This is a genomic window from Bradyrhizobium sp. S3.7.6 (assembly GCF_054061875.1).
In genome coordinates, this window is sequence record NZ_JBSSEQ010000001.1 from 7878656 (window position 1) to 7897649 (window position 18994).

Annotated in this window: 20 protein-coding genes; 12 read left to right on the plus strand and 8 right to left on the minus strand. The window is 64.3% G+C overall.

Annotated elements, in window-relative coordinates; all coding sequences use genetic code 11:
• Positions 1–66: 66 nt before the first annotated feature.
• From ACVJ5M_RS38060 to ACVJ5M_RS38085, 6 genes are all read left to right on the plus strand, one after another.
• Entirely contained in the window at positions 67–1044 is a 978-nt protein-coding gene (locus tag ACVJ5M_RS38060; protein WP_063985140.1) for a small ribosomal subunit Rsm22 family protein, read from the plus strand.
• Between the two features lie 137 nt (positions 1045–1181).
• Positions 1182–1742, plus strand: a complete 561-nt coding sequence (locus ACVJ5M_RS38065) for a LemA family protein (RefSeq protein WP_014497379.1) — start codon at positions 1182–1184, stop codon at positions 1740–1742.
• Positions 1743–1774: 32 nt separating this feature from the next.
• Positions 1775–2977 (plus strand): M48 family metallopeptidase, encoded by a 1203-nt coding sequence (locus ACVJ5M_RS38070; RefSeq protein ID WP_063985141.1) that lies wholly within the window; start codon positions 1775–1777, stop codon positions 2975–2977.
• Positions 2978–3171: 194 nt separating this feature from the next.
• Positions 3172–3924, plus strand: coding sequence for a P-loop NTPase family protein (locus ACVJ5M_RS38075; RefSeq protein WP_085402523.1), 753 nt, complete (start codon positions 3172–3174; stop codon positions 3922–3924).
• Positions 3925–3984: 60 nt separating this feature from the next.
• Positions 3985–4653, plus strand: a complete 669-nt coding sequence (locus tag ACVJ5M_RS38080; RefSeq protein WP_063985143.1) for a hypothetical protein — start codon at positions 3985–3987, stop codon at positions 4651–4653.
• 92 nt (positions 4654–4745) lie between these two features.
• Entirely contained in the window at positions 4746–5078 is a 333-nt protein-coding gene (locus ACVJ5M_RS38085) for a GIY-YIG nuclease family protein (RefSeq protein WP_063985144.1), read from the plus strand.
• A gap of 24 nt (positions 5079–5102) precedes the next feature.
• Here the strand turns inward: ACVJ5M_RS38085 and ACVJ5M_RS38090 are convergent, their stop codons facing one another.
• The 5 genes from ACVJ5M_RS38090 to petA all read right to left on the minus strand — a co-directional run bounded on the left by ACVJ5M_RS38090 (position 5103) and on the right by petA (position 11528).
• On the minus strand, positions 5103–5642 hold the full coding sequence (locus ACVJ5M_RS38090) for an adenine phosphoribosyltransferase (RefSeq protein ID WP_038943444.1): 540 nt from the start codon (positions 5640–5642) through the stop codon (positions 5103–5105).
• Between the two features lie 9 nt (positions 5643–5651).
• Positions 5652–7817: an anthranilate synthase component I gene (locus ACVJ5M_RS38095; protein WP_063985145.1), complete on the minus strand. Its 2166-nt coding sequence runs from the start codon at positions 7815–7817 to the stop codon at positions 5652–5654.
• Positions 7818–8050: 233 nt separating this feature from the next.
• On the minus strand, positions 8051–8725 hold the full coding sequence (locus tag ACVJ5M_RS38100) for a dienelactone hydrolase family protein (RefSeq protein ID WP_063985146.1): 675 nt from the start codon (positions 8723–8725) through the stop codon (positions 8051–8053).
• 146 nt (positions 8726–8871) lie between these two features.
• A complete protein-coding gene (gene fbcH, locus ACVJ5M_RS38105; protein ID WP_063985147.1) occupies positions 8872–10935 on the minus strand; it encodes a cytochrome b/c1 in 2064 nt (687 codons plus the stop codon).
• 62 nt (positions 10936–10997) lie between these two features.
• A complete protein-coding gene (gene petA, locus ACVJ5M_RS38110) occupies positions 10998–11528 on the minus strand; it encodes a ubiquinol-cytochrome c reductase iron-sulfur subunit (protein WP_063985148.1) in 531 nt (176 codons plus the stop codon).
• 278 nt (positions 11529–11806) lie between these two features.
• On the opposite strand from petA, the gene ACVJ5M_RS38115 reads away from it, so the two are divergent.
• The 6 genes from ACVJ5M_RS38115 (at position 11807) to ACVJ5M_RS38140 (ending at position 15581) form a co-directional block, all read left to right on the plus strand.
• Positions 11807–12265: a tRNA (cytidine(34)-2'-O)-methyltransferase gene (locus ACVJ5M_RS38115; RefSeq protein ID WP_063985149.1), complete on the plus strand. Its 459-nt coding sequence runs from the start codon at positions 11807–11809 to the stop codon at positions 12263–12265.
• Positions 12266–12283: 18 nt separating this feature from the next.
• On the plus strand, positions 12284–12919 hold the full coding sequence (gene queE / locus ACVJ5M_RS38120) for a 7-carboxy-7-deazaguanine synthase (protein ID WP_063985150.1): 636 nt from the start codon (positions 12284–12286) through the stop codon (positions 12917–12919).
• A gap of 17 nt (positions 12920–12936) precedes the next feature.
• The gene (locus ACVJ5M_RS38125; RefSeq protein WP_063986630.1) at positions 12937–13302 is read left to right on the plus strand and encodes a 6-pyruvoyl trahydropterin synthase family protein; all 366 of its coding nucleotides are present in this window, start codon (positions 12937–12939) and stop codon (positions 13300–13302) included.
• A 115-nt stretch (positions 13303–13417) separates the two neighbouring features.
• Positions 13418–14305 (plus strand): oxygen-dependent coproporphyrinogen oxidase, encoded by an 888-nt coding sequence (gene hemF / locus ACVJ5M_RS38130; protein ID WP_063985151.1) that lies wholly within the window; start codon positions 13418–13420, stop codon positions 14303–14305.
• A complete protein-coding gene (locus tag ACVJ5M_RS38135; protein WP_187387794.1) occupies positions 14296–15045 on the plus strand; it encodes an HAD family hydrolase in 750 nt (249 codons plus the stop codon). Before hemF ends, ACVJ5M_RS38135 begins: the two co-directional genes overlap by 10 nt.
• Positions 15046–15374: 329 nt before the next feature.
• A complete protein-coding gene (locus ACVJ5M_RS38140; protein ID WP_028153663.1) occupies positions 15375–15581 on the plus strand; it encodes a YodC family protein in 207 nt (68 codons plus the stop codon).
• Positions 15582–15657: 76 nt separating this feature from the next.
• On the opposite strand, the gene ACVJ5M_RS38145 is transcribed toward ACVJ5M_RS38140, so the two are convergent.
• The 3 genes from ACVJ5M_RS38145 to ACVJ5M_RS38155 form a co-directional block, all read right to left on the minus strand.
• The gene (locus tag ACVJ5M_RS38145) at positions 15658–16485 is read right to left on the minus strand and encodes an outer membrane protein (RefSeq protein ID WP_063985152.1); all 828 of its coding nucleotides are present in this window, start codon (positions 16483–16485) and stop codon (positions 15658–15660) included.
• A 218-nt stretch (positions 16486–16703) separates the two neighbouring features.
• Complete coding sequence (locus ACVJ5M_RS38150; protein WP_063985153.1) at positions 16704–17285, minus strand: TetR/AcrR family transcriptional regulator; 582 nt, start codon at positions 17283–17285, stop codon at positions 16704–16706.
• 145 nt (positions 17286–17430) lie between these two features.
• Positions 17431–18897, minus strand: a complete 1467-nt coding sequence (locus tag ACVJ5M_RS38155; protein WP_063985154.1) for an amidase family protein — start codon at positions 18895–18897, stop codon at positions 17431–17433.
• Between the last annotated feature and the right edge of the window lie 97 nt (positions 18898–18994).

Here is an 18994-nt window from a genome sequence, read left to right on the forward strand (position 1 = left end):
TCTCGGTTGACGGCGCCGTCTCGGAATACTGGATGCCCCGCCTGCGCGGGGCATGACGATGAGAAAATGATCTCACCCACCCTCCCCGCTGAGCTAAAAGCAGCCCTCGACGGCAAGCTCCAGGGCTTCTCCCGCACCGACGCCGCACAGCGCTCGCAAAAAATCTCGACCGCCTATCGCGCAGGCGGCACCTCCGGCACCATCAAGTCGGAGGCCGACGCGCTCGCCTATGCGCTGGCGCGGATGCCGGCAACCTATGCGGCCGTGGCGGCCAGCCTGAATGCGCTGACCGAGATGGCGCCGGACCTCGCCCCGGAAACCCTGCTCGACGTCGGCGCAGGCCCGGGCACCGCGAGCTGGGCCGCTGCTGAGGCCTTTCCGTCGCTGCAGGATTTCACCCTGCTCGACGCCAACGCCACCCTCAGCCGTCTCGCGCTCGAACTCGCGCATGACAGCACGCGGCTCGCTGATTGCCGCTATCTGCCGGGCGACGCCGGCACCAACCTCGCGGAAGCCTCGCAAGCCGATCTCGTCGTCGCGAGCTACGTGGTCGGCGAGCTCAGCGAGGGTGATCAGCGCAAGCTGGCGGAAACGATGTGGGCGAAAGCACGCCACGCGCTGGTCGTGATCGAGCCCGGCACACCGGCCGGCTACGCCCGCATCCTGGCACTGCGCCAGCAACTGATCGCGCTAGGTGCCTACGTCGCCGCGCCCTGCCCGCACGAAAAACCCTGCCCCCTCGTAGCGCCCGACTGGTGCCATTTCAGCCAGCGTCTGCCGCGCTCGCAGGCGCACCGGCAGATCAAGGGCGCCGACGTGCCGTTCGAGGACGAGCGCTTCATCTACATCGCCCTGACCCGGACAGCGCCCGCAACACGCGCCGCGCGCGTGCTGGCGCCGCCGGATGTCGGCAAGGCCGAGATCACCGCAAAGCTCTGCACGGAGGGCGGCCTCGCCATCACCAAGGTCTCGCGGCGCGACAAGGCCGCCTATGCAAACGCCCGGCGCTGGCGCTGGGGTGACGCGGTCATTGCCGAAAGTTAACTTCGTCGGACGCTTTTGCCTTGAACTCGGATGGTTCCCCATTCGACCAAGTCTTACCTTCCTCTGCGCCGGGCTCTCGTCCTGTGCCAATTTGGTCTAGGCTGCGCCCGCCTTCTTCCCCCCTTCAGGAGTTCTCCATGTCGACCGGCTGGATCGTTCTCGGCGTCATCGTCGTCCTCGTGTTCCTGGCGTTCAGCGCCTACAACCGGCTGGTGGCGCTGGGCCAGCGGGTCGGCCAGGCCTTTGCCGACATCGATGTGCAGCTCAAGCAGCGCCACGATCTGATCCCAAACCTGGTCGAGACGGTGAAGGGCTATGCCTCGCATGAGCGTGGCACGCTCGACGACGTCATCAAGGCGCGCAACTCGGCGATGTCCGCACAGGGGCCGGCACAGGTATCCGCCGCCGAGAACCAGCTCTCCGGCGCGCTCGGCCGGCTGATCGCGCTGTCGGAGGCCTATCCGGACCTCAAGGCCAACGCCAACTTCCAGCAGCTCGCCAGTGAGCTCTCCGACCTCGAGAACAAGATCGCGGCGAGCCGCCGGTTCTTCAACAACGCGGTCCAGGAATACAACACCGGCATCCAGCAGATGCCCGCCGCCCTGTTCGCCGGCATGTTCGGCTTCACCAAGAAGGACTTCTTCGATCTCGGCGCCAGCCGCACCGAAGTCGAAGCCACTCCGCAGGTGAAGTTCTGAGTTGAGCCGATAGGCCGGCAGGGCATCGCGTCATGGCCGCGTATGGTCTCTACACGCACATCGCCTCGAACAAGTTTCGTTCGATGCTGCTGCTCGCCGGCCTGTTCATGCTGGTCTACGTGCTGGTCTATGCCGGCGCGCTGGTCGCCGAAGTCGTCATCAACAGCAATGGCACTGTCGCCTACTATCTGAGCCGCGCTTTCCACGACCTCATCGTCGCCGCGCCGTTCGCGACGATCGCGGCGGCGGTCTGGATCGTCATCGCCTATTTCTTCCACCAGTCGATGATCGATGCCGTGACCGGCGGCCACGACGTCACCCGGCAGGAAGAGCCGCGGCTCTACAATCTGCTCGAAAACCTCTGCATCTCGCGCGGCATCACCATGCCGAAGCTGAAGATCATGGAAAGCCCGGCGCTGAACGCGTTCGCGACCGGCCTCAATCCGCGGCAATATTCGATCACCGTAACCACGGGTCTCCTCAATGCGCTCAACGACAAGGAGATCGAGGCGGTGCTGGGCCACGAGCTGACCCACATCAAGAACGGCGACGTCCAGCTCATGGTGGTCGCCGTCATCATCGCCGGCGTGGTCGGCTTCTTCGGCGAGTTGTTCTTCCGCCTGTTCACGAGCTTCAACTGGAGCTCCGGCTCCGGCGGCTCGTGGTCGTCGGGCTCGTCCTCATCGTCGCGATCATCCTCGTCATCGAGCGAAAGCAAGAGCTCCGGCGGCGGCGCGGTGATCGTGATCATCATCGCGGTCGTGTTGATCGTGGTGGCGTGGCTATTGTCGCAGGTGGTGAAGCTCGCGCTGTCGCGTTCGCGCGAATATCTCGCCGACGCAGGCTCCGTCGAGCTGACGAAAGATCCGGACGCCATGATCTCGGCGCTGCGCAAGATCGAGAACCGCGGCGAGCTGCCGGGCGCGACCTCGGCGGTGATGGAGCTCTGCGTCGACAATCCGCGCGAGGGCTTTGCCGATTTGTTCGCGACCCATCCCTCGGTGCAGTCCCGGGTCGACGCGCTGGTCAAGTTCGCCGGCGGCCATGATCCCGGCCCGCTGCCGCCGCCCGACGAGGCGGACGAGCCTGAGGCACAGGTTGAGCGGCAGGGCGGCCCGCCGCCGTTGCGCCAGGGGCCTTGGGACGATGCAGGCGGCTCGGCCAGTCCGCCGCCCGTACCCGCACCCTCCGGAACTGCAGCCGGCAATCCGATGGGTCCATGGGGCCGTCGTTAAGGGCGGGATTTTAAGCGACTTGCGAAGGGTTGCGTTGCGATTGGGAAAAACCTCGGAAATTGCCACAACCATAGGCCGAGGATTTGAATTCTCCCTTGTTTCTGCCATGTTCGCGCCCAACAGCAGACTTGGGACATCGATTTGGGGCCCGACCGATTGCAAGGCGCAATCGGAGGGCGCGTTAGGGGACAGCAATGGCAAAGCCGGCAGTGGTTGTGGTGGGCGCGGACAAGGGCGGGGTGGGCAAGACCACGGTGTCGCGCACCTTGCTCGATTATTTTTCCGCCAACAACGTACCGACGCGCGCCTTCGACACGGAGTCGCCGCGCGGAACCCTGAAGCGCTTTCACCCCGAGATCACCGAGATCGTCGACATGATGACGACCTCGGACCAGATGAAGATCTTCGACACGCTCAACGCGGCGAGCCCGTCGGTGACCGTGATCGACGTCCGCGCCGGCCTGCTCTCGCCGGCGCTGGCCTCGCTGCGCGACATCGGCTTCCTCGACGCCGCCAAGGCCGGCCAGATCACCTTCGCGGTGTTCCACATCCTGGGCCCCTCGATCGCGTCGCTCGACGAAATCGCCGAGACCGCGGGCTTCATGGGGGGCGCAAAATATTTCCTGGTGAAGAACTTCATCAACGACACCCAGTTCTTCCAGTGGGACCAGGCGACCTACAATTCCTACTTCCACCGCATCAAGGACGCGACCGAGCTGACCATCCCCAAGCTCAACGAAATGGCCTATGAGCAGGTCGAGGTGTCCTCCGTCCCGTTCCTGAAATTCGTCGCCAACAAGGGCATCAACGACGAAGCCGCGAACTATTCCTTCGTGCTGCGCGGCTATGTCCGCCACTGGCTGGCGAATGTCTGGAGCGAGTTCGACCGGATCCGGCTGACCGACATCGTCGGTTCGAAGCCCGCCACCCGCAACAGCGAAAAATAGTTGCAGAGCCCGGGCGGATACGGCTGGATTGGGCGGTGAGTTCGCCTGATATAGCTGTCGATGCCCGCGACGCCCCTTTACATCATCTGCTCGCCCCGCCCGCAGGTCGGCAAGACGCTGCTGGCGCGGCTTTTGAGCGAATTTTTGCTGCTCAAGAACGGCGACGTCGCGGCCTTCGACGTCAACCTGAAGGAACCGTCGCTACTCGACTATCTGCCGAAGGTCACCGAAACGGCTGATGTGATCGACACCTACGGCAAGATGCAGCTGATGGACCGCGTCATCGTCGATGACGGCATGGCCAAGGTGATCGACCTCGGCTTCCACGCCTTCGACGAGTTCTTCAAGATGAGCGACGAGATCGGCCTGTTGAAGGAGGCCGCGCGCCGCCACGTCGCGCCGATGATCCTGTTCGTGGCCGATACCGATCGCGTCTCGGCCCGCGCCCACGAGATGCTGCGCGGGCAGATCCCCCGGATAAACCTGATCACGGTGGACAATGAGCACATCGTGCGCGGCGAGCTGCCGGCCGCGATGGCAACCGGGCGGCTGTTCCGCCTGCCCGCGCTACCCGGCTTCCTCAAGACCTATATCGACCGGCTCAACTTCTCCTTCACCGGCTATCTGCGCCAGGAGAAGGACGCCTCCACCGAGCTGCACCAGTGGACCCGGCGGAACTACCTCGCCTTCCGCGAGCTCGAGCTCAGCCTGATCCTGCAAAGCTCCTGAGGCGATAATTTTACCCGGATAATATTGACTGCGGGGCTGACCGCGCCTATTGAGGCGGAGATCGGTATCCCTCTCAGCAAGGTCCCACCCCCGTGAGCATCGACCGGAAGGCAGCCATCGCCGCCTACAAGGAGCGCAAGACCATTGCGGGCATCTACGTCGTCCGCTGCGCGGCATCGGGCGAGGCCTGGGTCGGCCAGGCGCCGAACCTGCAGACCATCCAGAACCGCATCTGGTTCTCGCTCCGCCAAGGCAGCCACACCTGCCGTACCCTCCAGGCCGCCTGGAACGCGCATGGCGAGGCGGGCCTGACGTTCGGCGAATGCGAGCGGCTGGAAGATGAGGAGACGGACTACGTCAGGAACGCGCTCCTGAAGGAGCGCATGCTGCATTGGCGGTCGGCATTGAAGGCCGAGGCGATCTGACGACCGCCGGGGCGCCGACGCGGCTCAATGCCCTTCGAACGTCATCAGCGTGCGCACCGGCACGTCCATCGCGCGCAGCTTGGCGGCACCGCCGAGATCGGGCAGATCGACGATGAAGCAGGCGGCGACGACATTGGCGCCGATTTGGCGGAGGAGCTTCACCGCGCCTTCCGCGGTGCCGCCGGTGGCGATGAGATCGTCGACCAGGATGACGCGCTCGCCGGGCTGGATCGCGTCGACATGCATCTCCATCTCGTCGATGCCGTATTCGAGCGAGTAGGCAATGCGCACGGTGGTGTGCGGCAACTTGCCTTTTTTCCGGATCGGCACGAAGCCGGCCGAGAGCTGATGCGCCACCGCGCCGCCGATGATGAAGCCGCGCGCCTCCATGCCGGCGACCTTGTCGATCTTGTTGCCGGCCCAGGGATTGACGAGCTCGTCGACCGCGCGGCGGAAGGCGCGCGCATCGGCGAGCAGCGTCGTGATGTCGCGGAACATGATCCCCGGCTTGGGATAGTCGACGATGGTGCGGACGCTCGCCTTCAGATCGTGGTCAAAGGTCATTGGTGCCTCTCAATCAACGCGCGCATCCAGCCGGAACGCATTCTCGACAATCCGCAGGCCCACCTCGCCACTGAGCGACATCAGCGATTCCGGGTGGAACTGCACGCCGGCAACCGGCAGGGTCTTGTGCTCGAGCGCCATGGCGACGCCGTCCTCGGTGCTGGCGGTGACATCAAGCACCTCGGGCATGCTGTCGCGCTCGACATAGAGCGAGTGATAGCGGCCGATGACGATCTCGTTCGGCAAATTGCGCATCAGGCGTCCGCCGCGGACCTGCACCCGCGAGGGCCGGCCGTGCGCGGGATGGGTGAGCTGACCGAGCTCGCCGCCGAAATATTCGCCGATCGCCTGCACGCCGAGACAGACGCCGAACACCGGCAGCTTCTTCTCCAGCGCCGCATCGATGGTCTTCTTGATCCCGAAATCTTCGGGCCTGCCGGGTCCGGGCGACAGCACCAGCAAATCCCATTTCTTCCGCTTGAGCATGTCGAGCGCATGCACATGGCGGACCACGGTGACGTCGGCGCCGACCTGGCGGAAATAATCGGCCAGCATGTGCACGAAGCTGTCGTCGTGATCGATCAGCAGCACCTGCTTGCCCGAGCCGGTCGCGTCGGGCGCGAAGGCCGAGAGCGGCTTTGGCGGATCGCCGCGCAGCGCCTGGAACAGGGCTGCAGCCTTGACCTGGCACTCGCGGTCTTCGGCCGCGGGATCGGAATCGAACAGGCAGGTGGCACCGACGCGCACCTCGGCGAGACCATCCTTCATGCGGATGGTGCGGATGGTGAGGCCGGTGTTGATGCTGCCGTCGAAATTCACCGCACCGATCGCGCCGGCATACCAGCGCCGCGGCGAACGCTCGTGATCCTCGACGAACTGCATCGCCCAGAGTTTTGGCGCGCCGGTTACCGTCACCGCCCAGGCATGGGTGAGGAAGGCATCGAGCGCGTCGAAGCCGGGACGCAGCATGCCCTCGACGTGATCGACGGTGTGGAACAGTTTTGAGTAGGTCTCGATCTGCCGCCGCGCCAGCACCTTGATCGTACCGGGGACGCAGACGCGCGCCTTGTCGTTGCGATCGACGTCGGTGCACATGTTGAGCTCGAACTCGTCCTTCTCCGAGTTCAGGAGCTGGCGGATCTGCTCGGCATCGCCGATCGCATCGGTGCCGCGCGCGATCGTCCCTGATATCGGGCAGGTCTCGACGCGGCGGCCGTCCGAGCGCACGAACATTTCCGGCGAGGCGGAGACGAGGAACTCGCCCTCGCCGAGATTCATCAGCGCGCCGTAGGGCGACGGGTTGATGACGCAGAGGCGCTGGAACACTTCCGCCGGCGAGCGATCGCAGGGCTCGGCGAACAGTTGTCCGGGTACGGCCTCAAACAGATCGCCGCGCGCGAAAGCCGCGCGCGCGGTCTCGACCGTGGCCTGATATTCACCAGGCGCGTGATCGGCAAAGCCCTGGCGCGGTGTCTTGAGGTACGGGCTCTCGACGGTCTCGCGCGGCAAGCCTTCGGTGGACTTGCCCTTCCACGCAAAATCGTAACTCAGCACCACGCCGCGGCCGGTGGCGCGGTCGTAGGCGAGCAGGCGATCGGGGACGTAGAGCACGATGTCGCGCTGATCATTTTCGCGTGCGCGCTTCTGCACGAGGTCCTCGATCTGGAACACGAGGTCGTAGGCGAAGGCGCCGAACAGGCCGAGCAGCCCGTCATCGTTGGCGGAGAAGGCGGCGACGAGATCGCGCACCAGCGACATCACGCTGGCGCGCCGCGTGCGCTGGTCTTCCTCGACCGGCGCATCGCCGCGGATGATGTGGCCGGCAAGCTGCGTGGCGCTCTTCTCGGAGATCACGACGCAGGGCTCGTGCAGCACGTCTGCGAGGAAGGCGATCAGCACCTGGCCGCGTTCATTGAGCGCTTCCAGCTTGAAATTGACGCCAGTGGTCTCGAGCTTGAGCGGCGGATCGGAGAAGCCGAGGTCAAAGCTCTCGTAGCGGCCGGGCACGGTCGTGCCCGAGGACAGCACCACGCCGCGGCGGCGGTCGAGCAGGTTGATGAGATCGTCGAGCCTGTTGGCGCCGCCGGTGAACTGCTCCGCTACACGCGTGATCGCGAGACCGCCGCGGGTCACGTAGTCGCTTCGGGCCGGGAGGGCAAAGACTGTCCTGTTCATGTCGTCCTCTTACGAAACTTGCCGAGGAAACGCCACACAGGACAAACGATCAGGCCGCCGCACTGCGTGGCGACCTTCGACGATTTTGAGAAATGAAATCGCACCGGCCACCTCTTTAGGAGGTGCGCCACCAAAGACGGGCTGGGCGGACGGCGGTGCTCATGGGGCGGATACTCACCATGGCGCGGGGACGGCGTCAAGGGTGGGCCCGATGCCGTCCGGGCTCCAGGCGATCAGCCGAGATGCTTCCTGAAAAACTCCGTCGCCCTGCCCCAGGCGAGCTCGGCGGCTTCGCGGTCGTGCACGGCCTGGCGCTGCTCGTTGACGAAAGCGTGCTCGGCATCATAGCGGAACAGCTCGAGCGACTTGCCGGCGGCCTTCATGCCGTTTTCAAAGGCATCGACCAGTTGCGGCGTGCACCAGTCGTCCTTGTTGGCGAAATGGGCCTGGAGCGGGATCTTGACGTCGGCGGGCTTGGCCGCCTGCTCTGGCGGGATGCCGTAGAACACGACGCCGGCCGCAAGCTCCGGAATCTTGGTCGCGCCGATGATGGTGACGGCGCCGCCGAGGCAGAAGCCTGTTAGCCCGACCTTGGCGCCGTTGCGCGACAGATATTGCGTGGCGCCGCGGACGGTCTGCGTGGTGGCGTCCATGAAATCGAGCGAGTTCATCTCCTTACCGGCGGCGTCCGTGTCGTGATACGGCACCACCTTGCCCTTGTAGAGATCAGGCGCCAGCGCATCGAAGCCGGCGAGCGCAAAGCGGTCGCACAGGCCCTTGATCTGGTCCGACAGGCCCCACCACTCCTGGATCACGACCACGCCCGGCGCGTTGCCGCGCGCGGCGTTGGCGAGATAGCCCGAGGCGTCCTTGCCGTCCGGGCGCTTGAAGGTGATGGCGGTTCCCATGGTGTCCTCCGATGAGTTTCTGGGGGAGCGGTTGGCAGTATTTTGGCCGCTGGGAGCGCGATAGGCAATCGCGCCAAACAACACACGCTCGTGTCCAACAAAAAAAGCCCCCTCGCGGGGGCTTCTTCATTTTCTTCTCGATCCGCTCAGTGGGAGTCGGTCCAGACCTTTTTCTTCGTGAAGTACATCAGGCCCGCGAAGATGATCAGGAACACGAACACCTGGAAGCCGAGGCGCTTGCGCGCTTCCATGTGGGGTTCGGCGGTCCACATCAGGAACGTGGTGACGTCCTTGGAATATTGCGCGACCGTGGTCGGCGAGCCGTCGCCATAGGTTACCTGGCCGTCGCTGAGCGGCTTCGGCATCTTGATCGCGTGGCCCGGGAAGTACTTGTTGTAGTAGGAGCCTTCCGGGATGGTCACGCCTTCAGGCACCTTGTCCTCAAAGCCCTGGAGCACCGCCGCGACATAGTCCGGGCCCTGCTCCTGGTACTGGGTGAAGAAGTCGAAGATGAACCAGGGGAAGCCGCGACCGTAGGAGCGCGCCTTGGTGATCAGCGACAGATCGGGCGGCGCCGCACCGCCGTTCGCCGCACGGGCCGCCTGCTCGTTCGGGAATGGCGAGGGGAAATAGTCCGCCGGCCGGCCCGGGCGCTCGAACATGTCACCCGCATCGTTCGGGCCGTCCTTGACCTTGTAGTCGGACGCAAACGCCGCTGCCTGCGCCACCGAATAGCCGGGGCCGCCGGCTTCCGCGAGGTTGCGGAAGGCGATGTAGGACAGGCCATGGCAGCTCGAGCAGACCTCCTTGTAGACCTGCAGGCCGCGCTGGAGCGCGCCGCGGTCGTACTTACCGAAAGGGCCGGAGAACGACCATTTGTTGCCCGGCGGCCTGTCGCTGCCTTCGGAGGCGCGAGCGTCCTGAAGGCTGCCGAGGAACAACGCGCCGGCGGCAACGAGCGCGATGGCGACCGAGGCCACCGCCTTGCCGCCCTTGGCCAGGATCGCCTCCGAGATCGAGTTCGGCACCGGCCGCGGCGTCTCGATGCGCGAGAGCAGCGGCAGCACGATCAGGAAATAGGCGAAGTAGCAGACCGTCAGGACCCGGCCGGCGATCACGTAGATGCCTTCCGGCGGCTGCGCGCCGAGATAGCCGAGCAGGATGCAGACCGCGACGAAGATCCAGAAGAACTGCTTGGCCAGCGGACGGTACTTCGACGACCTGGTCTTGGCGGCATCGAGCCAGGGCAGGAAGCACAGGATGATGATCGCCGAGAACATCCCGATCACGCCCGCAAGCTTGTTCGGGATCGAACGCAGGATCGCGTAGAACGGCAGGTAATACCATTCCGGCACGATGTGTGGCGGCGTCACGCCCGGGTTCGCCGGGATGTAGTTGTCGGCGTCGCCGAGATAGTTCGGCATGTAGAAGATGAACCAGGCGTAGAGCAGCAGGAAGCAGGCGACACCGAACCCGTCCTTGATGGTCGCGTGCGGCGTGAACGGCACCGTGTCCTTTTCCGTCTTCGGCTCGACGCCGTCAGGATTGTTCTGGCCGGCGACATGCAGCGCCCAGACGTGGAGCACGACGACGCCAGCGATCAGGAACGGCAGCAGATAGTGCAGCGAGAAGAAGCGGTTCAGCGTCGGGTTGCCGACCGAATAGCCGCCCCACAACAGCGTCACGATGCTCTCGCCGACATAGGGAATGGCGGAGAACAGATTGGTGATGACGGTGGCGCCCCAGAAGCTCATCTGGCCCCACGGCAGCACGTAGCCCATGAAGCCCGTCGCCATCATCAGGAGGTAGATGATGACGCCGAGGATCCACAGCACCTCGCGCGGCTCCTTATAGGAGCCGTAATAGAGGCCGCGCAGCATGTGGACGTAGACCGCGAAGAAGAACATCGACGCGCCGCAGGCATGCATGTTGCGCAGCAGCCAGCCGTAATTGACGTCACGGACGATCAGTTCGACCGACTTGAAGGCGAGATCGGCGTGCGGCGTGTAATGCATCGCCAGGACCACGCCGGTCAGGATCTGCATCCCCAGCATGAAGGAGAGGATGGCGCCGAAGGTCCACCAGTAGTTCAGGTTGCGCGGGGTGGGATAGACGACGAAGGAGGAATGGACGAGACCGATGATCGGCAGACGTCGCTCGATCCATTGCAGGGCCGGATTGCTCGGCTGGTAGTCGGATGGTCCGCTCATGATGCGATCCTGAGGAAATATAACGACGAGACGGCGCGAAGCTTCGGGCGAAGGCCCGAAGCTCAGCCGATCTGGATTTTGGTGTCGGAAACGAACTGGTACGGCGGCACCGGCAGGTTCGCGGGCGCGGGCCCCTGGCGGATGCGGCCGGACGAATCGTACTGCGAACCATGGCAGGGGCAGAAGAACCCGTCGTAATTGCCCTCATGAGCGATCGGGATGCAGCCGAGATGGGTGCAGATACCGATCACGACCAGCCACTGCTCGTGGCCCGGCTTGACCCGGGCCTCGTCGGACTGCGGATCGGGCAGGCTCGCCACGTTGACGGCGCGCGCCTCGTCGATCTGCTTCTTGGTGCGGTGGCTGACGTAGATCGGCTTGCCGCGCCAGAACACCTTGATGTCCTGCCCCTCGGCGACCGGGCTGAGATCGACCTCGATCGGCGCACCGGCGGCGATGGTCGACGCATCAGGATTCATTTGAGAGATGAAGGGCCAGAGCGCAGCTGCGCCCCCTACTGCTGCAGCTGCCCCCGTTGCAACGAATAAGAAATCACGGCGTGTCGGATGGTCCGCCGAAGACGCTGTCGTCACGATTCCAACCCTTTCTTCTTATGCTGCCGACGGAACCGTTCCGGGAGCCCCCAAGGTCCCCAAAACAGCGTGCCGGCGCCCGCGGCCCCCCGCGGCGGCAGAACTTCACTTGTCCCCACCGAAACAAGGCGAAAACAGCAGTCCAGAATCGTTCTATTGGCACCCTTGCCGGGCGAGCGCAAGCCCGCTAACGGCGTGGGGGCGTGCAATGCACGAATTCCGCAGCCAGCGATGTTTTATTGAGACATTTCCGGCCCGCACCGACCCTGATACAGCCCATGCAGATCGCGCTTTTCCAACCCGACATCGCCCAGAACACCGGCACGATTCTCAGGCTCTGTGCCTGCCTGGGCATGGCCGCCCATATCATCGAGCCGGCGGGCTTCCCGTTCTCCGACCGCTTGTTCCGCCGGGCGGGAATGGACTACCTCGATCATGTCAGCGTGACCCGCCACGACTCCTGGTCGAAATTCGAGGACTGGCGTGCGACACAGGGCTACCGCCTGCTTCTGTTCACCACCAAGGCCGCCACCGATTACCGCGATTTTCATTACCAGACGGCGGACATCCTGCTATTCGGGCGCGAGAGCGCCGGCGTCACCGACGCGGTGGTCGAGGCTGCGGACGCGCGGCTGGTGATCCCGATCAATGCGGGGCTGCGGTCGCTCAATGTTGCCATGACCGCGGCGATGGCCGCAGGCGAGGCGCTGCGGCAGCTCCGGAACCCGCAAGTTTGAGATGTTGAGGAGAGATCATTGAGTTACGCGGTCAAGGAAATCTTCCTGACCCTGCAAGGCGAAGGCGCCCATGCCGGGCGCGCGTCGGTGTTCTGCCGTTTTGCCGGCTGCAACCTCTGGAGCGGCCGCGAGGCCGACCGCGAGGCCGCGACCTGCAAATTCTGCGACACCGACTTCGTCGGCACCGACGGCACGCTCGGCGGCCGCTATGCCTCGGCCGCGGAACTCGCCGACACCATCGCCGCGCAATGGACGGCCGCCGCTGACAACAACCGTTACGTGGTGCTCACCGGCGGCGAGCCGCTGCTCCAGGTCGATGCCGCCCTGATCGACGCCCTCCACGCCCGCGGCTTCGAGATCGGCGTCGAGACCAACGGCACGATTGCGGCGCCTGAGGGGCTCGACTGGATCTGCGTCAGCCCCAAGGGCGGCAGCGAACTCGTCCAGCGCCGCGGCCACGAGCTGAAGCTGGTCTATCCGCAGGCCCTCGCCGCCCCCGAGACCTTCGAGGACCTCGCCTTCGAACGCTTCTCGCTGCAGCCGATGGACGGACCCGAGGTTGCCCAAAACACCGTGCGTGCGATCGACTATTGCCTGCGCCATCCGCAATGGCGGCTGAGCGTGCAGACACATAAATCGCTCGGCATCAGATAGGATTGGTTTTCGAACAGATGTGGGAATTGACGAAATCGTTCCGCTTCGAGGCGGCGCACTCACTATCGGGGACGACCTTTGGCGCCGCGAGCGAGGAGATCCACGGCCACTCATTCCGCGCCGAGGTGACGTTGCGCGGCACGCCGGACCCTGCGACCGGCATGGTGGTCGATCTCGGCCTCGTCCAGCGCGCCATCGAGGACGTACGGCTGACGCTGGACCACAAATACCTCAACAAGATCGAGGCGCTGGGCACGCCGACGCTGGAAAACCTCTCGCGCTTCGTCTGGGAGCGGCTCCAGCATATCGGCGAGCTCACCCGCGTCAGCATCCACCGCGACAGTTGCAACGAGAGCTGCACCTATTACGGTCCGCAGGGGTGAAATTCGCAGGGTGGGCAAAGCGAAGCGTGCCCACCATTCAGGACGACAGTGAAGATGGTGGGCACGGCGCAAGAGCGCCTTTGCCCACCCTACGAGACCGGTTTTGGAATTGGATATGGACATCTCGACAATCGAAGACCGCAAGACGCGCGCCCGCGCCTGGTTCGAAGCTTTGCGCGACGACATCTGCGCGAGCTTCGAGCGGCTGGAGGATGACGCCCCCCAAAGCCTTTATCCGGGCGCGGCCGGCCGCTTCAAACGCACGCCCTGGCAGCGCACCGATCATACCGGCGCGCCCGGCGGCGGCGGCGTGATGTCGATGATGTCCGGCCGCCTGTTCGAGAAGGTCGGCGTGCACTGCTCGACGGTGCACGGCGAATTCGCGCCCGAGTTTCGCGCCCAGATCCCGGGCGCAGCAGACGACCCCAAGTTCTGGGCCTCCGGCATCTCGCTAATCGCGCATCTGCGCAATCCGCACGTGCCCGCCGTGCACATGAACACCCGCTTCGTCGTCACCACAAAAGCCTGGTTCGGCGGCGGCGCCGATCTCACGCCGGTGCTCGACCGCCGGCGCACGCAGGACGATCCCGACACGCTCGCCTTCCACGCCGCGATGAAGGAGGCCTGCACGGGCCCGAACGGTGTTGCCGACTACGACAAATACAAGAAATGGTGCGACGAGTATTTCTACCTGCCGCACCGGAGAGAGGCGCGCGGCATCGGCGGCATCTTCTACGACTGGCACGACAGCGGCGACTGGGACGCCGACCTTGCCTTTACCCAGGATGTCGGCCGCGCCTTCCAGAAAATCTACCCTGACATCGTCAGGCGCAATTTCGCGAGCGCCTGGACCGCTGAGGATCGCGAGGAGCAGTTGATCCGGCGCGGTCGCTATGTCGAATTCAACCTGCTCTACGACCGCGGCACCATCTTCGGGCTCAAGACCGGCGGCAACGTGGACTCCATCCTGTCGTCGCTGCCGCCGGAGGTGAAATGGCCATGAGCACCGCGATGCCTCCGCTGCCGCGCGCCATGCTGATCGACATGGACGACACCATCCTGTCGGCCTACGGCCGGCCCGAGATCGCCTGGAATACGATCGCAGAAGAATTTGCCGACGAGCTCGCGCCGCTGCCGCCGCAGCAGGTCGCGATCGCAGTTTTGGCCTTCGCACGAAACTTCTGGGCCAATGCGGAAGCCGCATGGCGAATGAAGCTTGGCGAGGCACGGCGGCTCACAGTGCGGGGCGGCTTCGCCGCGCTCGCCGCCGACGGCCACCGCGCCCTCTCCGACGATCTCGCCGATCGCCTCGCCAACCGCTTCACGACCTATCGCGAAGAAGCGATCTTCGTGTTCCCCGGTGCGCATGATGCGATCGACGCGTTCAAGGCACGCGGCGTCAAACTCGCGCTGGTCACCAACGGCGCCGCCGACATGCAGCGCGCCAAGGTCGAGCGCTTCGAGCTCGCGCATCGCTTCGATCACATCCAGATCGAGGGCGAGCACGGTTTCGGCAAGCCCGAGGAGCGCGCCTATCTGCACGCGATGGAGGCGCTCGGCGTCACCGCGAAAGACACCTGGATGATCGGCGACAATCTGGAATGGGAAGTCGTGACGCCGCAGCGCCTCGGCATCTACTCGATCTGGATCGACGTGCATGGCGACGGCCTGCCCGAAGGCTCGGCCGTCAAGCCCGACCGCATCATCCGCTCGCTGACCGAACTCGTGCCGGACCAGCCGTAACCCAGGCGAAAACAAAACATCGAAAACAACCCCATGCACAGTAGCCGGCTGCTGCAATTTCAAGAGCTTGCCGCAAACGCAATTCATTGCTGATTTTACGAAATCATTTGACGCGTCGGGCAAAACAGGCGCATGATGCCATCATCGCCGTGCCTGGGACGGAATAGCCCCTGGTGACCTCGAGCGATCCCCCACTCGAACCTCTGCCATCGACGTGTCGGCAGTCTGTGCAAGCCGCAGCGAATTCACGGGTCCCATAGCCCGTGATCGGCCTGTCATGACGGCTTGCTAGCCTCCCCTCTCGTCGATCAACCCCGAAAGGACCATCCATGGAACTGAAAACCGGCGACGTCGTGATGCTGAAATCCGGCGGCCAGCCGCTGACCGTCGCAGAGGTGAAAGGCGACGACATCCTCTGCCTCTGGATGGGCTCGGAAGGCGATCTGTTCCGCGAGACACTGCCGCTGGCCGCGCTCGACCGCCTGGAAGTGGAAGATCACGACGAGGATGAGGACGAAGACGAGGATGACGAGTAGGCACGCCTAAGCGGCCTGCGATTGCGAGAAAGGGAGACCTGAAGTCTCCCTTTCTTCACGTCTTCAGATCCGCTGATCAGAAGCGATAGTTCACACCAACGCGGGCGATGTCGAAGCTCGGCTTGATATCGACGTGAGTCGCGATGACGCCCGTCAACCCGGCCGGCGATTGAAGCGAGCCGGTCAAGTTGTAGCCTTTCGTGCCGAAACCCATGTGCAGATACTCGCCCTTGACCGACCACCCTGCCCCCAGAGCATATTCGAAACCGCCGCCAACCGTGTAGCCGATCAGGACGGCGCTGTCAGAAGCGTTCATGGAGCCCAGCGGTCCCAGGGTTGGCGGGAAGAGGGCAGTAACGATACTGCCCGTAGCGCTCGCACTGACCTTGGTATCGGCCAACGCAATACCGCCAGTCGCGTAGAGCAACGCCGGCCCAAACGCATAACCCACTCGGCCACGGAAGGTCGCGTACCAATCGGTGCTGACGGACGTGCTGCCGCTGAAATTGCCGCCGATGAAGACGGGAACAGCAATAGCCGAGTTGCCGGTGCTGGCCTTTGAATTGAGATACTGCCAATCAGCCTCGATGCCGAGCACAGTCTGCTCGATCTGCCAGTTGTAGCCGGCCTGGATACCGGCCGTGACCCCATTGCCGTTTCCGGATACAGCGTTGAAGCCATAGATGCCCGAACCGCCATTCGAGTTCACGATTGTCCCGGTGGCGTTCGACGCGCCGTAGCTGCCCCAGCCATAACCAACGTTGCCGCCGATATAGAATCCCGTCCAGTTGCCCACCTGAGCGGGAGCCTTCGACGACATACGGACCGGCGCCAGATCCGCAGCCTGGGCTGTGATCGGGCCGAGAGCGACTGTCGACAGCAATACAAGTGTAAACTTCCTCATTTCAAAACCCCCTTATTGAGCCGCCCGGGCGGCCTGCCAATCATATGAAGCAAAACCAAAGCAGCATCAAAGCGCGATTGAATGCGCGAATTAGATCGCCCAATCGTTGCGCTCGGAGCCAGCGACGCCCTTCGCTGCTCGCGGCGGACAATGCGACGCCGTGTCTGCTCTGTTTGGTGAAGCGGACCTCGAGGGACCGCCTCTCCCGGCTTCCTAATCTAGCGAGAGGGAGCTCGTGCCAAGTGCAAGGCGGCCTCAACGCCGCCTTCCAGGATCTGCTCGGCCTGCGCAGCGTTGGGCACGGCCCGCGCGAACTGAAGGGTGCCCACCATGAGACCGAAGATGGCGGTCGCGCGGCGGCGGCTCGCTGATGCATCTGCGTCAGGAAGCAGTGCAGCCAATGTCGCAACGTAGCTTCGCAGCCCCTTCTCGTAATCTTTCCTGGTGGACAGGGGCTGTCGGGCGATTTCGGGGAGCAACGCCGCCGAGGGGCATCCGCCCGTCGGGTCTTCGAGGTGAGCGCGGTTCAGGTATCTCCGGATCGCTCCCTCAAGGTCCAGGCCTCTCCGCTGATCCTCATCGAGGCGATGTTGCTGGTCGTCGAGCGCGCTCGCCAGCGCCTCGCGAACGAGCGCGTCTTTGGATTCGAAGTGCGGAGAGAATGCGCCTTTGGTCAGGCCGGCCTCGTCCATGATCCCGGCGATCCCGGCGGCGGAGATGCCGTTCCGGCGCATGCACTTCGACGCCACATCGATGATGTGCAGTCGCGTCGCCGCCTTATGACCTTTCTCGAAGCGCATGTTCTCTCCCCTCCACCAATATCCCGCGGCCCTTACGCTGCGGCCGCTTCCAGCAAAGCCTGGAGGTCGCGATCAAGTTGCTGGGCCACTGGATCGACATTATCGCTGCCAAGCTGACTGAAACCGACGCTGGTCGATCACGACGTCAGATCGCACTCGACTCTGCGCCCAAGATGCCCTCGATGCCGCGGGCAAGGTTTAGAAGCCCCCGGTCGCTCCCTAAGGGGGCATCCAGCTCAAGCCCGATCGGCAGCCCCGCGCGAGACAAGCCAACAGGAAGGCTGACACCGGGCAACCCTACGCTGCTTGCCGACACGGTGTGGTTCGCCAAAGCGAGGTAGCTAACTTCCTGCCCCGCGATATGGACGGTCGCCTGCTCCTCGATCAAAGGCGCCGTGCAGGGCGTGGTCGGTTGCAGAATGACCAGCGCTCCATGAGAGACGAACGCCGTGTTGAGCCGGCGCTGGATTTCCGGCCGGCTCACGTCGAGCGCAACCTGATAGGCCTCTGCCGAGGTAGCACCTGCGCCACCCGGCAGCACGATGTGCCCCCACGCCTGCCGAAGTTGGGGCTTAAGGCCCTCGTAAATGGCCTCGAACGTGGTCGGAATGTCATGGCGGCGAAGAAACTCTGAAATTTCGCCCATCGTCTCATGAGCGAAGATGCCCCATGTTGCGGTTTGGACGAGGGAATTGAAATCGTCGCCAAGGTCTACTTCAACGATCTCGGCGCCGGCGTCCTGCAAGCGCCGAACCACCTCGCGGAAGCGGGTCTCGACCTCCGAGTCCACCAGATCCAGGAACTGTCGCGGCGCGAAGGCCAGCCGGGCACCCTTCAAGCCGTAGCCGCCGTCGGAGGACTCCGCCGCCTGTTCGCCGGTCACGACCTGATCCACCAGCATGCAATCCTCAACGCTACGCGCGAATACGCCCGTCGTGTCGAGCGTATGGGAGATCGGCGCAACGCCGTAGCGCGGCCAACGCCCGGTGGTTGGCTTAAATCCCACGACCCCACAGAACGATGCTGGCACCCGGATCGACCCAACGGTGTCACCGCCCAAGGACGCGGGAACGATGCCGGCGGCCACGGATGCGGCGGAGCCGCTCGAGGAGCCGCCCGACACGCGATCTCGTGCGTGCGGATTCTTCACCTGGCCGTAACGCGCGTTGTGACCGGTCAAGCCGTACGACATCTCGACGAGGTTGTTCTTGCCGAAGACCAAAGCGCCCGCACCCTTAATGGCCTGGACAGCGTCGGCATCTTCGCGCGGCACGAAGTGAGCGAGACCTTCGACGCCCAGGCTGGTAGGTAGCCCTTCCGTCAAATAACTGTCCTTCACCCCAAGCGGCACGCCGAGGAGCGGGGCCGCCGATCCGGCCGCACGCGATTTGTCTGCGGCCCTCGCGGCCGCCAGCACCCCGGCCTCGTCGATGGTGATGAAGGCGTTCAGCTCGGCAAGCGCTCGGGCGCGCTGTAAAAGTGCCGCGGTGTAGGCCTCCGAGGTGATATCGCCGTTGCGAACCGCTGCTGCAGCGGTTGCGAGCCCAAGCGAGCCGACATCTGTGGTTTGTCGCGATGCGATGTGGCGTGAGGCCGTGGTCGTGTCGTCCATGAAATCCTCGCTGGGAGCTGTTTGGCGGCACCCGGCCGCCGCCCAACAGCGGCTCAGCTTGATGCCATTACGGTCACAATATTAAATTACGATCGTA